The sequence below is a fragment of the Bacillus sp. ZY-1-1 genome, from assembly GCF_003047165.1.
GTDB lineage: Bacteria > Bacillota > Bacilli > Bacillales > Bacillaceae > Bacillus > Bacillus velezensis.
Genome location: NZ_CP027061.1, coordinates 1,175,849 through 1,189,667, shown reverse-complemented (window position 1 = coordinate 1,189,667; position 13,819 = coordinate 1,175,849). Strand labels below are relative to the sequence as shown.

General features: G+C 50.4%; 11 protein-coding genes. 2 read left to right on the top strand and 9 right to left on the bottom strand.

The annotated features are described in order from the left end of the window. Nucleotides 1-97 precede the first annotated feature (97 nt). Together glcD and C5I45_RS06250 are read left to right on the top strand one after the other, a co-directional pair. Nucleotides 98-1,510 carry a glycolate oxidase subunit GlcD gene (gene glcD, locus C5I45_RS06255; RefSeq protein WP_107994277.1) on the top strand — a complete coding sequence of 471 codons (1,413 nt, stop codon included), beginning with the start codon at nt 98-100 and terminating at the stop codon, nt 1,508-1,510. Next, complete coding sequence (locus tag C5I45_RS06250) at nt 1,507-2,835, top strand: (Fe-S)-binding protein (RefSeq protein ID WP_107994276.1); 1,329 nt, start codon at nt 1,507-1,509, stop codon at nt 2,833-2,835. Before glcD ends, C5I45_RS06250 begins: the two co-directional genes overlap by 4 nt. A 68-nt stretch (nt 2,836-2,903) precedes the next feature. Here the strand turns inward: C5I45_RS06250 and cstA are convergent, their stop codons facing one another. The 9 genes from cstA to araB all read right to left on the bottom strand — a co-directional run bounded on the left by cstA (nt 2,904) and on the right by araB (nt 13,818). Continuing rightward, a complete protein-coding gene (gene cstA, locus C5I45_RS06245) occupies nt 2,904-4,700 on the bottom strand; it encodes a carbon starvation protein CstA (RefSeq protein WP_044053510.1) in 1,797 nt (598 codons plus the stop codon). A gap of 111 nt (nt 4,701-4,811) precedes the next feature. Next, entirely contained in the window at nt 4,812-6,311 is a 1,500-nt protein-coding gene (arfA, locus tag C5I45_RS06240) for an arabinosylfuranosidase ArfA (RefSeq protein WP_044053511.1), read from the bottom strand. A gap of 18 nt (nt 6,312-6,329) precedes the next feature. Further along, on the bottom strand, nt 6,330-7,157 hold the full coding sequence (locus C5I45_RS06235) for an arabinooligosaccharides ABC transporter permease AraQ (RefSeq protein WP_107994586.1): 828 nt from the start codon (nt 7,155-7,157) through the stop codon (nt 6,330-6,332). 18 nt (nt 7,158-7,175) lie between these two features. Further along, entirely contained in the window at nt 7,176-8,117 is a 942-nt protein-coding gene (locus tag C5I45_RS06230; RefSeq protein ID WP_003152513.1) for an arabinooligosaccharides ABC transporter permease AraP, read from the bottom strand. Nucleotides 8,118-8,158: 41 nt separating this feature from the next. Beyond that, complete coding sequence (locus tag C5I45_RS06225) at nt 8,159-9,454, bottom strand: arabinooligosaccharides ABC transporter substrate-binding protein AraN (RefSeq protein ID WP_003152512.1); 1,296 nt, start codon at nt 9,452-9,454, stop codon at nt 8,159-8,161. Nucleotides 9,455-9,485: 31 nt separating this feature from the next. Continuing rightward, a complete protein-coding gene (locus C5I45_RS06220) occupies nt 9,486-10,670 on the bottom strand; it encodes a sn-glycerol-1-phosphate dehydrogenase (RefSeq protein ID WP_025853202.1) in 1,185 nt (394 codons plus the stop codon). Next, complete coding sequence (locus tag C5I45_RS06215; protein WP_373448476.1) at nt 10,667-11,473, bottom strand: sugar-phosphatase AraL; 807 nt, start codon at nt 11,471-11,473, stop codon at nt 10,667-10,669. The genes C5I45_RS06220 and C5I45_RS06215 overlap by 4 nt, the downstream gene beginning before the upstream one ends. Next, complete coding sequence (gene araD, locus C5I45_RS06210; RefSeq protein WP_003152509.1) at nt 11,451-12,140, bottom strand: L-ribulose-5-phosphate 4-epimerase; 690 nt, start codon at nt 12,138-12,140, stop codon at nt 11,451-11,453. Before araD ends, C5I45_RS06215 begins: the two co-directional genes overlap by 23 nt. Continuing rightward, nucleotides 12,133-13,818 (bottom strand): ribulokinase, encoded by a 1,686-nt coding sequence (gene araB, locus C5I45_RS06205; RefSeq protein WP_003152507.1) that lies wholly within the window; start codon nt 13,816-13,818, stop codon nt 12,133-12,135. The genes araD and araB overlap by 8 nt, the downstream gene beginning before the upstream one ends. Between the last annotated feature and the right edge of the window lies 1 nt (nt 13,819).

Genomic DNA, 13,819 nt, shown 5'->3' with positions numbered 1-13,819 from the left:
ATATCATCATTTTTCATATGTTTCTCCATAGTGTGAAGAATCGTTTTTCTTTACAATGAAATGAAAACGCTTTTCTTATCAGGGAGGTTGGGAGAACATGATTTCACGAGAGGCAAAAGAAGCGTTCATCCGGACGGTCGGGAAGGAGAATTATGATGATTCGGCGGCGGGCCGTCTAGTGTATTCTTATGATGCGGCTCCTCAGCTGCAAGCCATGCCGGATGCGGTAATCGCCCCCCGCAGCGCGGATGACGTGTCCCGTATATTAACGATTTGCAGCAGGCATGACATTCCGATCGTGCCGAGGGGTTCAGGCACAAACTTATGCGGCGGCACATGTCCGTCTGAAGGCGGTCTTGTGCTTTTATTCAAACATATGAACCGCATTCTTGAAATTGATGAAGAAAATTTGACGGCAACCGTCCAGCCGGGCGTGATTACGCAAGATATGATCCGTGCGGTTGAGCAAAAAGGTTTATTTTATCCGCCTGATCCGAGCAGCATGAAAATATCGACGATCGGCGGGAATATTAATGAAAATTCCGGCGGACTGCGCGGTTTGAAGTACGGCGTCACCCGGGATTATGTCCTCGGCCTTGAAGCCGTCTTGGCTTCAGGCGATATCATCCGCACAGGAGGGAAGCTGACAAAGGATGTCGCCGGTTATGATCTGACCCGGCTTTTCGTCGGATCAGAAGGGACGCTCGGCGTTGTGACGGAAGCGACTTTAAAGCTGGTTCCGAAACCGGAAACGAAAAAAACGCTGCTTGCACTCTATGAACATATTGAAGCGGCTGCGGAATCTGTTTCTGCCATCATCGCTGAAAAAATCATTCCGGCGACACTCGAATTTCTGGATCAGCCGACACTGCAGGTCATTGAAGATTACGCCAAGATCGGGCTTCCGACCGATGCAAAAGCGGTGCTGCTGATCGAACAGGACGGTGACATCGAAACGGTCAGACGAGATATGGAAAAAATCGAAGCCATCTGTAAAAACGGAGCAGCCGTATCCGTCCAAACGGCCGAAACCGAGGAAGAGGCATTCGCGCTTACAGAGGCCAGACGGTCCGCGTTATCAGCCCTTGCCCGGCTGAAACCGACGACGATTCTGGAAGACGCGACCGTGCCGAGATCACAAATTGCCGGCATGGTTAAAGCCATTAACGAGATTGCAAAAACATACGGCCTGTCCATCTGCACATTCGGCCATGCCGGAGACGGCAACCTTCATCCGACGTGCACCACCGATATCCGAAATACAGAGGAGATGGAACGTGTCGAAAAAGCTTTTGCCGCCATTTTTGAAAAAGCGATTGAGCTGGGCGGGACGATAACGGGTGAACACGGGGTCGGTATCGTAAAAGCGCCGTATTTAGAAATGAAGCTGAAAACAGAAGGCATCACCGCCATGAAAGCGATCAAACAAGCGCTTGATCCCCAAAACCTGCTGAATCCGGGAAAAATATTCGCCAATTCATCAAGGAAACGCGTGGTGGTGATGAAATGACAACGGCTAAAGAGCAGCAACACATTCAAACAGAATTCAAAACCCGCATGGATGAAGGTGAATTGCTGAACTGTATGCGCTGCGGCTTCTGCCTTCCTTCCTGTCCGACCTATATCGAATCAGGATTTCAAGAATCCCATTCGCCGCGCGGCCGGATCGCCCTGATGAAAGCCGTCACAGACGGACTGATCGAACCGGATGAAGATGTCGAGCGCTCACTTTCGCTGTGTCTCGGATGCCGGGCATGCGAGCCCGTTTGTCCGGCAGGGGTCAATTACGGACAGCTGCTTGAAGAAGCGAGGGATATCATTCATCAAAATAAAAAACATAAGCCCGGCGTGCGCCTCTTGCGGAAAGCCGCCTTCACCGGGCTTTTCCCTCATCAAAACCGCATGCAGGCAGCCGTGAATCTTCTCGGAATATACCAAAGATCGGGACTGCAGACCGCCATCAGAAAAACCGGTATGCTGCGCGTTTTGCCTGAACATCTGCGCACAATGGAACAAGTGCTCCCGCCCGCCCCGAAACGGAAAGACATGAAGGAAAGGCCGCGTTTTCTTCCTGCCGCGGGTCCCGTCCAAAAACGGGCCGCTTTTTTCTCGGGCTGCTTAATGGATACGATGTTTTTAGCAACAAATCATGCGACAACGGCGCTTTTACAGGCGGCCGGGTGTGAAATCGCGGTTCCGGACGGCCAGGCGTGCTGCGGCGCGCTTCACGGGCACAGCGGAGAAAAAGAGATGGGAAAAGAACTGGCCAAGCGGAATATCGCCGCTTTTGAGGCGCTTGACGCTGATTATATCATTACAAACGCCGGCGGATGCGGCGCCTTTCTTCAGGAATATCCGCATTTACTGAAAGATGAACCTGGATGGGCGGAACGTGCCGAACAATTCGTCCGGAAGCTCAAAGACTTTTCATCCGTACTGGTTGATCTGAAGTTCCATCAAAAAAACCTGCGGGCGCAGTCTCCTCATATCGTCACATATCAGGACTCCTGCCATCTCCGCAATGTGATGCATACGTCAGAGGAACCGCGCACGCTTTTGAAAAGCATTAAAGGGGCTGAGTACAGAGAAATGGAAAAGGCCGACAGCTGCTGCGGGTCGGCGGGAATTTATAATATAACAGAGTCAGAAATGTCTATGAAAATATTAGACAGCAAGATGAAAGCCGCCGGAAAAACGGAGGCGGCCGTCATCGTGACAGCCAACCCCGGATGCCTTTTGCAAATGCAGCTCGGCATTTTACGCGAAGGATTAACAGGCCGTGTCCGCGCGGTTCATTTGGCGGATTACCTTTTGGAAGCGGCGGATTTGTCATAAGCCGAAAGCAGAGAGACCGATCGGCTCTCTGCTTTTATGATGCTGCAATGTTCGGGTCGGCCGCGGATTTATCCGGGTATTGAAGCTTCCAGTCTGGCACTCGGATCACGCCATACATTCGCCCATTTTTTCACAGCCGCAATGATAATCACAAGCCCGAGAATGAGCATGATAATGGATAAAACGCCATTCAGCACGCTGTATCCCGCCGCTTCGGGGTTCAAATACACATACCGCACCATCCAATAACCCGCATAGTTGACGGTCACGTACAAATAAGCGAGAGGAATCAGGCATGTCAGCATATAGCGCCGCTTATCCGCTATTTTTAATACGACGGTCGCACCGATGATTAAGCCGACAGATGCCATAAGCTGATTGGATACGCCGAACAGCGCCCAAATGGAACTGATGTCGCCCGAATACAGAAGATAGCCCCACAGCAGGCAGGCGAGCGCGCTTGAGAAAATCGAGCCCGGCAGCCAGTCTGTTTTTTTCAGCGGCTTATAGACCTCTCCGAAAAACTCTTGAATCAAGTACCGGGCGACACGGGTTCCCGCATCAATCGCCGTTAAAATAAACACCGCTTCAAACATAATGACGAATTGAAAAAAGTATGAAGCCAAATGACTGAAAAACGGAATCTCCGTAAAGATATACGTCATTCCGACGGCAAGCGTAACGGCTCCGCCCGTTCTTCCTTCCAGACTGAGCCCGATTTCTTTACTCAATTCAGGCAGATGGACGACATTCATCCCGAGGGCGCGGAATATTTCAGGCGTGCTGTTAATGGCAAAATAGTCGGCGGGCTCAAGAGCGGCGGCTGCAATGAGCGCCATAATTCCGACGAGACATTCCACAAGCATCGCTCCGAAAGCAACCGGTTTTATATCACTCCATTTATCCAGCATTTTCGGCGTTGTGCCGGAACCGACAAATGCATGAAAGCCCGAAATGGCGCCGCAGGCAATCGTTATTGAAATAAACGGCCAGACAGGACCCGCGATCACCGGCCCTCCGCCGTGAATAAACTCCGTTACGGCCGGGAATTTAATGGCGGGATTGACGAAAAAGACGCCTGCGATCAAAGCGGCAAAAACCCCGATTTTCATAAAACTGCTTAAATAGTCACGCGGAGCCAGCAAAAGCCAAACCGGAAGCGCCGCAGCGAAAAACGCATAGACGGGAAGCGCCACTGCAAGCGTTTTCGCATCCAGTGTCAGCATGTCCCCGAGAGCCGTTGTCTGCAGCCGCGGCCCGATTACAACACCGGCCATTAACAAAAGAAACCCGACAGTTGATGCGAGTTTGAGATTGCCCGTTTTTTTATAGTAGAGGCCGACCCCCATCGCGATCGGAATCGTAATCCCCACCGCAAACGTTCCCCACGGGTTTTTCTCAAGCGCGTGCAGCACAACCATGGACAGACCCGCCATCGTGATCGTAATGATAAACAGCATGGAAAGACCGGTGCAAAAGCCCGCCACCGGGCCGAGCTCTTCTTTGGCGACTTCAGAAAGCGTTTTCCCGTTTTTCCGCATTGATGCAAACAATACGACAATATCGTGCACGGCTCCCCCGATCACCGCTCCGATTAACAGCCATAAAAGCCCGGGCAGATAGCCAAACTGAGCTGCCAGAATCGGTCCGACAAGCGGGCCGGCAGCGGCGATTGCCGCGAAGTGGTGGCCGAATGACACCCACTTATTCGTGGGCACATAATCTTTCCCATCCTCAAGCACATGGGCCGGAGTCGGTGTCTGATCATTGATTTTTAATACTTTGACCATCATAAAGGTACCGTAAAGCCGATAGGCGATCGCCAAAATACATATAGACGCTATGACGATTGTAATCGCATTCATTTAATCCCAGCCCCTTTTCTCTTTTTCTAAATATTATCACAATTATCAGATAACAGGAGATGATTTTTGCGTAAAAAAAAGCCGGCAGCGGCAGCCCGGCTTTTCGGAACATTATTTTCCTGATAAACGGATGACATTCCAGGACAGCGGAGTAAAATGTGCCGTTATCCCTTCAGCGTTTGCCGAAGACGTTCCGTTGGAGTGAGGAATGACTTCTTTTCTGTTTTTTTGGTTGGTTGCTTTCATATCCTGATGCTCCAGCACGATATGCTCAATGATGCGGTAATCTTCAAACCCTCTCAATTTGATCTCCGTTTCCATCAGTTCCTTGCTTTTGTTGACGGCAAAAATGGTCAGTGCTTCATCCTCTTCATGGTAAACGGCCGCGGCATCAACATACGGCACATCCGTAAAATCCGCCGAGTCGTATTTCGGGGAGGTGATCAGCAGCTTCATCGAAGTCCCTCTCCCGTAGACTGAGGCGTGCATGTAAGGGTAAAAGATCGGCTGCCTCCATGCTTCTCCGCCCTTTTCAGTCATGATAGGCGCAATCACGTTGACAAGCTGGGCGAGACAGGCGATCTTCAGTCTGTCCGCATGCTGCAGCATCGTAATCAGCAGTGAACCGATCAACAGCGCATCTTCAAAATTGTAGATGTCTTCGAGAATCGGCCGGGCCGTAATCCATGGCTCCACTTTTTTATCCGCTTCATTTGAGTGATACCACACATTCCATTCATCTAAAGAAAGGTGAATCGTTTTTTTGCTGCGTTTTTTCGCTTTCATATAATCACATACGGCTGTGACGGATTTAATAAAATGGTCTAAATCCATAGACTTCGCCAAATAGTTCTCAAGATCATTTTCATGGTTGCCGTAATACGTATGCAGTGAAATGTAATCCACATGCTCGTACGTATGCTCAAGCACCTCGGCCTCCCACTCGATGAAGGACGGCATGCCGCTGTTTGAGCTTCCGCAAGCCACCAATTCGATCGTCGGGTCCGTCCATTTCATCACCTTTGCTGTTTCAGCGGCAAGCCGTCCGTATTCATGCGCCGTTTTATGACCGATCTGCCAAGGGCCGTCCATCTCATTTCCTAAGCACCATGTTTTGATGCCGTAAGGTTTTTCATATCCGTGCGATTTTCGTAAGTCGCTCCAGTATGACCCTTCAGGATGGTTGCAGTATTCGACGAGGTTCCGGGCGGCATCGATTCCTCTCGTCCCGAGATTGACCGCCATATTCACTTCGGCGTTCACTTTTTTCGCCCACGTTAAAAATTCATTCGTCCCCACTTCGTTCGTTTCTGTCGTCTGCCATGCCAAATCAAGCCTCCGCGGGCGGTTCTTCACCGGCCCGACGCCGTCCTCCCAATTGTAGCCTGAGAGAAAATTCCCTCCCGGATAGCGGATGAACGGCACTTGCAATTCCTTGATTAACTCCTGCACGTCTGTTCTGAAACCGTCCTTGTCGGCTTTCGGGTGTCCGGGCTCATAAATGCCTTCATACACCGCCCGGCCCATATGTTCTATAAAAGATCCGTACATCCGTTTGTCCACTTCACCGATGATATATTCTTTATCTGCTGTAATCCCCGCTTTTTTCATTACATTTCCTCCCTCTCTCTATCCCTTCACTCCGCCTACTGTGAGGCCGGAAATGAAGTATTTTTGGAAAAACAAGAATATGATGATCACCGGCAGTATCGCAAAAACGGACCCGGAAATCAGCATGTCATAGTTGTTGCCGTACGGACTCAGCAGCCCTGAAAGTCCGATTGGAAGCGTAAACATTTCTTTCGACCGAAGCACGATCAGCGGCCATAAAAAGTTATTCCAGCTGTTTAAAGATTGAAGAATGATCATTGCTCCGAATGCCGGTTTCATGAGCGGCGCCATAATTCTGAAGAAAATGCCCAATTCGGTGCAGCCGTCCATTCTCGCTGAATCAAGCAGATCTTTCGGAAGTCCGAGCGCATATTGCCGGAAAAAGAACACGGCGACAGGCGACACAATAAACGGCAGAATCACCCCCGTATAAGAATCGATCAAATGAAGACCCACCGTCAATTTGAACAACGGAAGCATCATCACTTCAAGAGGCACCATCATAATGATCAGCACAAGAACAAAAATAATATTTCTGCCTTTAAACTCGTAGACACCGAGTCCGTAGCCGATCAAAGAGGAAAAAAACAGCGTGAGAACCGTGGTGAGGACGCCGAGCAGCAGGCTGTTAAAAAACCATTTAAAATAAATGCTCCCCCCGTTGAACAAATAGGTGTAGTTATCAAGGCTCATCACATCCGGATCAAGACGCAGATTCAGCCCGATGCGCATCAGCTCAGATGACGGCTTTAATGAACCGAGCAATAGACAGATCATCGGAAAGATATACAACAGGCTCAGCATGATAAAAAACAAGGTAAACGCGACTCTGTACACGGAAAACATGTGATTGTTACGCAACGCTTATCCCTCCCCTTTAAACGAACCGGACAGTTTCAGTGAAACAAGGCTGACTAGTAAGATGACAAGCAAAAGGACAATTCCGATTGCTGCCCCGTACCCCATTTCGTTGTATGCAAGCCCCTGCTGATATAAATAACCGACAAGCGTGAGGCCGATATTGCCCGGGGAATTATTCTGCCAAAGCACATAGCTTTCCTCAAACATTCTGAAACCGCCGATCATACTGATCGTTAACACATAAACGGACACCGGCTTTAAAAATGGAAGGGTGATATGCCGGAACTTTTTCCACGTACTCGCCCCGTCAATTTCAGCCGCCTCATACAATTCTTTCGGCACATTTTGCAAACCCGCCAGAAAGTAAAGAATGTTAATCCCCATCCACCTCCATGACGCAAGCAGCACCATTAAAAACATGCCGGTACCTTTGTTGTTGAGCCAGTTTTGGGGTGATGCGCCAAGCTTCATCATCAGCTCGTTTGCAAGCGACGTATTCATTTCTCCGAACATCAGCCGGAAAATAATCCCCGCTACGATCGTCGATGTTAAAGCCGGTACAAACAGAGCCGATTTAAACACATTTCTGAACCTGACGAGCTTTGAATTCAGAATCACCGCTAAAAGAAGCGGCACCGGAATCAGCACGATCAGCGTCCAGAAGGTATATTCCAATGTGTTAAATAATGCCGTATAAAAGGTTGGATTAAGAAGAGCGGTATAATTGGAAAACCCGACAAATGTAATTTCTCCCGGCAGTATCCGCTGAAAGCTCATGATAAACACGCTGATGATCGGATACAAAAAGAAAACGAGAAACGAAATGATAAATGGCGCCGTAAAAAGATAAGGCGCCGCTTTTTTTGAATACAGCACATTGCGCCGGCGCGGCTTCTTCCGGACTGCAGAAACGGTTTGCGCTGTCTCTGTCTTTACAGGTCTCATAAAAGCTCCCCCGCTTTCACTGTTAAATAGGGCGGCTTCTCCTATTTTTCTAATTGCTCTGCCGCCTCGTCCAAGGCTTCCTCAGGTGTTTTTTCCTGCGTCTTCAGCGCATCGAACAGCACCTGTCTGACAACGAGATCAGCCGCTTTAGAGAAGTCTTCGTGCAGATAAATCGGATTGATCTCATCTTTTATTTCAAGGAGCGAGGAAAAAATTGACGTACCGTTCCGGAAGAAATCCGTGTACTTGTTTTTCTCCTTCAATTCTTTTGAATCCCACACGTCCCAGCGGAGCGGGTCAAAGCCGAGCACCGTCCACAGCTTTATGTTCCCTTCCTTTGAACCTTTCGCAAATCCGAGAAATTCTTTCGCGAGCTCCAGATGTTCAGCCTGCTTCGGCACGACGGTGGCTGTTCCGCCTAAACCCGCTGATCTGTCACCGCCTTCTTTCCAGGCCGGCATAGGGTAAATCGCCATTTTTCCTTTTAAATCAGGCATATAATCGATAAACCGTCCCATGTACCAAATGGGCATCAGCACTGAGGCTGCCCCGCCCTGATTCATAAAACCGTAGTATTCTTCGCTGTGATGGCCGCCGCCGGGAGCCGGCAGAAGGGTTTTATCATTTACCATGTCCTTTACATCATTCAGTGTATCTGTATTCGTCTTGCTGTTCAGAATCAATTTTCCGTTTTTGCTGTAGTAGCCTGACCCTTGCTGCGAAATCATGGATAGGAATGTAGCGGAGTCGTTTGTTTCAACCGTTCCCATCGGTTTCCCAGCGGCTTCACGCACTTTTTTTCCTGCCCGCCGGTAATCTTCCCATGTCTTAATGGAGGCGGGATCAACGCCCGCTTTTTTCATGATATCCATGTTGTAAAACATGACGGTCGTCCCCACATGTGTATCAAGGCCGTACAATTTTCCGTTTTTGCTGTATAAGGCCAGACGCGCTTCCACAAACTTATCGCGGTCTTTTTCAATCAGCGGCGTCAGATCGGCAAGCGGGATATCCTTCCCCTTCAGAAAGTTCGAGAACCGGCTTAATTCCACGTCGGCTATATCGGGAAGCCCCTCACCCGCGATCAGCGAAACCGATAAATTATCATGCATTTGTCCATAAGGATAAACAACGGTATTCAGCTTGATTTTGCGATCCGGATACTTCTGATTCCATTCTTTGACCATTTCCTGATAAAACTGTTCGTGCAGACCGTTAAACGTCCAAAACGTCAGCTCCGTTTCTCCCGGCCGGCCGGCAGTCCGTTCTTGTGAACAGCCGGCGGTAAACAAGAAGAGCATCATCAGCACCAAACATACAGCGGTCGTTTTTTTCATGTCATTACCCCTTCCACTTTAGGCCGTGCGGCTATTGATGCAAATGATGTGCAAAGAGCGCTGCATTTTCATTTATGATGGTTAAACCGGTATAACGGTCTCGCAGTGTGTGCGCATGCTTAAGCGCATCGCTGACAAGGTCCTTTTTTACACCGATCTCATCGAAACAGGCGGGACCTCCCGCAGATGAGAGCCACCCGGCAATTGTTTTGCCGTCGGGAAGCCCTTCATATGCGGACTGAATCGCCTCGCGAAAGTGCGGCGGCAGTTCAGCAAGCTTTTCGTGACAAGCCAGTTCTTTGTAAATATCACTCAGCACCGCGCACGCACAGCCGACCTTCGCACCGTGGAGAATCGGAGGCTGTTTTGCCTTCAGCATTTCCATCTCAATCCAATGCGAGATGTGATGCTCTCCTCCTGAGGCGGGGCGGGAGTGGTCAAGAGCAAGCATGACAAGACCCGAAACGATCAGCGCTTCCATCAGTATCTGAATGCCGGCCTCCGTTCCCATGGCAATGTCAGCGCGGTGATCAATGCACTGCCAAAGCGCGTCTTTCACAAGCTTCGCCCCGGCTTCTGAGTACGGCTCACCCGCAAGCCTGCGGGAAATCTCCCAATCAGCCAGCGATGTTATTTTCCCGAGCATGTCTCCGAAGCCCGCGGCTGTCATTGAACGGGGCGCTTCTTTTAATACATTCGTATCGGCAAATAAGGCGATGGGCGCTTTCGTTTGAATCGTCGTTTTGATTCCGTTTAATATGAGCGGCGCTCCCGCCGATGTAAAACCATCGACTGACGGAGCGGTGGGGAATGAGATAAACGGCAATCCGCGCTGATAAGCGGCAAACCGCGTAATATCGTGAATCGTTCCTGAACCGGCCGCTATGATAACATCCGTCTCTTCCGCGAGATTGATCAGCGTATAGACCAGTGTCCTCTCATCAGCCGCGGCGGCCCCGGCTTCATGCTCCGGAATGATGACTTTTGACGCGTTGATTCCGCCTGCCCTTAATTCGTCCGCAAGCAGACGTCCCGCCGCCTCGTACGTGTTCCGGTCACAGACGATGACCGGATGATTCCAGCATTTTTTTTGCAGAAATCTGAGAAGCTCTTCTTTTGCATTCGCCTCGATCACGATATCTTCTATTTGAATCGGTGAGCGGCTGGCCCCTTCCTTGTCAAACTCGGATTGAATGTCCTCAGGAGAACGTTTCATAAAAGGATTCCCTCCTTCGCTAATTCTGTCAGGTCTTTAATAGAATCAAGGACGATGTCAGGTTCATATAGACGGGGCTCCCCAAGTTTGGCCGACCCCGTCAGAACCAATATGCTTTTCATTCCGTACAGCCTGCCCATTGCGATATCAGATTCGAGGCTGTCTCCGATTATGGCGCATTCCTCAGGGGGAAGTCCGAGCGCTTCACATGCCGCCTCAGCCATCAGCCAAGACGGTTTGCCGATGACAAGCTCCGTTTTTGCTCCGGCGGATGCTTCAATGGCCCCGATCATTCCCGCGACATCAATGGCATGACCGCCTTCATTCGGAAAGGAGCGGTCTTTGTTCGTGGCGATGATGCGCGCGCCGGAGGAAGCCGCCTTAAAAGCGAGATTCAGATCCTTATAGGTGACGGTTTCATGCAGGGAGATGACAAGCCAGTCTGCCGCCTGCGGGTTTTGCGCCAGGACGACACCCGCTAAAGCGAGTTCATCAGTCAGCCCTTTCTCTCCTAACACCCAGACCTTTGACAAAGGATAATGCTTCTTTAAAAATGATGCCGTCACACTGGAGGACAGCACGATGCTCCGTTCATCCGTGCGGATACCGGCACCCAGCAGTTTCTTTCGGCACATTGCTCTTGATAGATTGCCGCGGTTGCTTAAAAAGACAACGGCTTTGCCCAGTGACTGAAGGGTATGAACGGCTTCTTTTGCGCCGTCAATCAGCTCCCGCCCCCTGAATACGGTTCCGTCTAAATCAATCAGAAACCCGGCTGCGTCAAGTTTGGCCATAATAAGCATTCGCCCCGTGTTTTCTGTAAAAATGCTTATCATGCAGCACTCTGTCGATCGGACTGAGCTGTTTGTTCAGCATAAGCGAATGGTAGGCCATTTCCGCTACCGTTTCGAGCACAACGGCGTTATGCAGGGCATTCAGCGCGTCCGTCCCCCAGCAGAACGGGCCGTGGCTGTGGACGAGGACACCCGGATTTTGTTCATACGGTTCGTTTTGAAAGGTTTCGGCTATAACTTTGCCTGTATGATACTCGTAATCTTTCACAATTTCTTCTTCATACATTTCCCTCGTGCAGGGTATAGCGCTTTCAAAGTAATCTGCGTGAGTCGTTCCGAGAGCGGGTATGTCTCTTCCGGACTGCGCCCAGCTCGTCGCCCAGCGGGAGTGAGTATGAACGATTCCGCCGATAGCCGGAAACGCTTTATACAGATAAAGATGGGTCGGCGTGTCAGAAGACGGTTTCAGCGAGCCTTCCAAAATGTCTCCGTCCTCATTCAGGACGACCAGTTTGTCAGCGGTCAGCTCACTGTAATCGACACCGCTCGGTTTAATGACGATTCTCCCGCTCTCTCTGTCAATGCCGCTGACATTCCCCCATGTAAACGTGACAAGGTTATGTTCCTCAAGCTTCAGATTGGCGGCGAGCACTTCTTCTTTTAAAGCTTCAAGCATGGCGGCTCCCCCCTTTCGCAAAATCACGGTTTTTAATGGCTTTCAGGCGTTTCATGACATTGTTTTCTTTGCCGAAGTAGTGTACGAGCTCTTTATATTCCGCATATAAGCTGTCATAAATCTCAGCTCTTTCCCGGTTCGGGGCATAAAAGCCGTCTTTTAATTTCCCCATATGCGCGCATGCTTCAGCAATATTGGAGAATCCTCCGTTTTCCCGTCCCGCGGCGAGCGCTCCGAAAATCGCGGAGCCCAGTGCAGGTGCCTGCGGAGATCCGGATAATTGAATGTCCATATTTGTGACGTCTGCGTAAATCTGCATGATAAACGGATTTTTTTCGGCGATTCCTCCAGCTGCGTAAAGCTCTTCGACCGGAACGCCGTTTTCCCGGAACGTTTCGATAATCATCCTTGTTCCGAACGCCGTCGCTTCAATCAATGCCCTGTAGATTTCTTCGGGCTTCGTGTGCAGCGTCATGCCGAGCATCATGCCCGTCAAATCGGCGTCCACCAAGGTTGACCGGTTTCCGTTCCACCAGTCAAGCGCGAGAAGGCCGCTTTCCCCGGGAACAAGTTCTGCTGCTTTTTTGCTGAGCAGCTCGTGAATGTCTATGTGTTTATCCTCAGCTTCCTTCTCATAGTCTCTCGGAACGCACGTTTTGACGAACCATTCAAAGTGGTCGCCGACACAGGACTGCCCCGCTTCATATCCCGCATATCCGGGCAAAATGCCGTTATTGACGACCCCGCACATACCGGGGACGAGATGTTCTTCCTCGCCGAGCAGCACATGGCAGGTAGACGTTCCCATGATCATCAGCATTTTCCCCGGCTCTGTAATACCGACCGCGGGCACTGACACATGAGCGTCGACATTGGCGACGGCAACGGCCGTCCCCGGCAGAAGCCCGGTCAGCTCCGCCATTTTTTCGGTCAAACCTCCTGCTTTTTCCCCGACTGAATAAATCGCGCCGCTTAATTTATCCTGTGTAATCGTTTTCATTAACGGGTTGAGCTTTTCGAAAAAATGATCCGGCGGATACCCCGTCTCCTCATTCCAGATTGCTTTGTAGCCGGCCGTGCAGTTGCTTCGCTTCAATGAACCGCACAATTGATAGACGATCCAGTCTGCCGCTTCCACAATCCGATCTGCCGCCTTGTATATATGCGGCGCTTCTTCCGCGATTTGCATGATTTTCGGGATCATCCATTCAGAAGAAATTTTACCGCCGTATCTTTTAAGGAATGTTTCTTTTGTGTCTTCGGCAATCGTGTTCAAACGGTCTGCATGTTTTTGAGCCGCATGATGCTTCCACAGCTTCACATAACTGTGGGGCTCCCGTTCAAATTCCGGCAGCATACAAAGCGGCTGCCCCGCGCCGTCTATCGGTAAAATCGTGCAGGCGGTGAAATCAATTCCTATGCCGATCACGTCTTTTGGATCAGCGCCCGCCTGCTCAAGCAGGTTCGGAATCGCCGTTTCCAGAACTTCGATATAATCGGCAGGATGCTGAAGCGCCCAGTCCCGAGGGAGTTTTTCACCCGTCTTCGGCAGCGTGCGGTCGATGACGGCATGAGTGTATTCTTTTACCGCAGACGCGATTTCTTCGCCCGTGCGGACATTGACAAGCACCGCCCGGCCGGACAATGTGCCGAAATCAACACCAATCGTATACGCCATA

What these genes read in the sequence shown, in the direction of transcription:
- C5I45_RS06215 (WP_373448476.1), bottom strand. Translation starts at nt 11,473, where the DNA reads ATGCTTATTATGGCCAAACTTGACGCAGCCGGGTTTCTGATTGATTTA.
- cstA (WP_044053510.1), bottom strand. Translation starts at nt 4,700, where the DNA reads ATGAATGCGATTACAATCGTCATAGCGTCTATATGTATTTTGGCGATC.
- araD (WP_003152509.1), bottom strand. Translation starts at nt 12,140, where the DNA reads ATGCTTGAAGCTTTAAAAGAAGAAGTGCTCGCCGCCAATCTGAAGCTT.
- C5I45_RS06235 (WP_107994586.1), bottom strand. Translation starts at nt 7,157, where the DNA reads ATGTTTTCCGTGTACAGAGTCGCGTTTACCTTGTTTTTTATCATGCTG.
- C5I45_RS06225 (WP_003152512.1), bottom strand. Translation starts at nt 9,454, where the DNA reads ATGAAAAAAACGACCGCTGTATGTTTGGTGCTGATGATGCTCTTCTTG.
- araB (WP_003152507.1), bottom strand. Translation starts at nt 13,818, where the DNA reads ATGGCGTATACGATTGGTGTTGATTTCGGCACATTGTCCGGCCGGGCG.
- C5I45_RS06220 (WP_025853202.1), bottom strand. Translation starts at nt 10,670, where the DNA reads ATGAAACGTTCTCCTGAGGACATTCAATCCGAGTTTGACAAGGAAGGG.
- arfA (WP_044053511.1), bottom strand. Translation starts at nt 6,311, where the DNA reads ATGAAAAAAGCGGGGATTACAGCAGATAAAGAATATATCATCGGTGAA.
- C5I45_RS06230 (WP_003152513.1), bottom strand. Translation starts at nt 8,117, where the DNA reads ATGAGACCTGTAAAGACAGAGACAGCGCAAACCGTTTCTGCAGTCCGG.
- C5I45_RS06250 (WP_107994276.1), top strand. Translation starts at nt 1,507, where the DNA reads ATGACAACGGCTAAAGAGCAGCAACACATTCAAACAGAATTCAAAACC.
- glcD (WP_107994277.1), top strand. Translation starts at nt 98, where the DNA reads ATGATTTCACGAGAGGCAAAAGAAGCGTTCATCCGGACGGTCGGGAAG.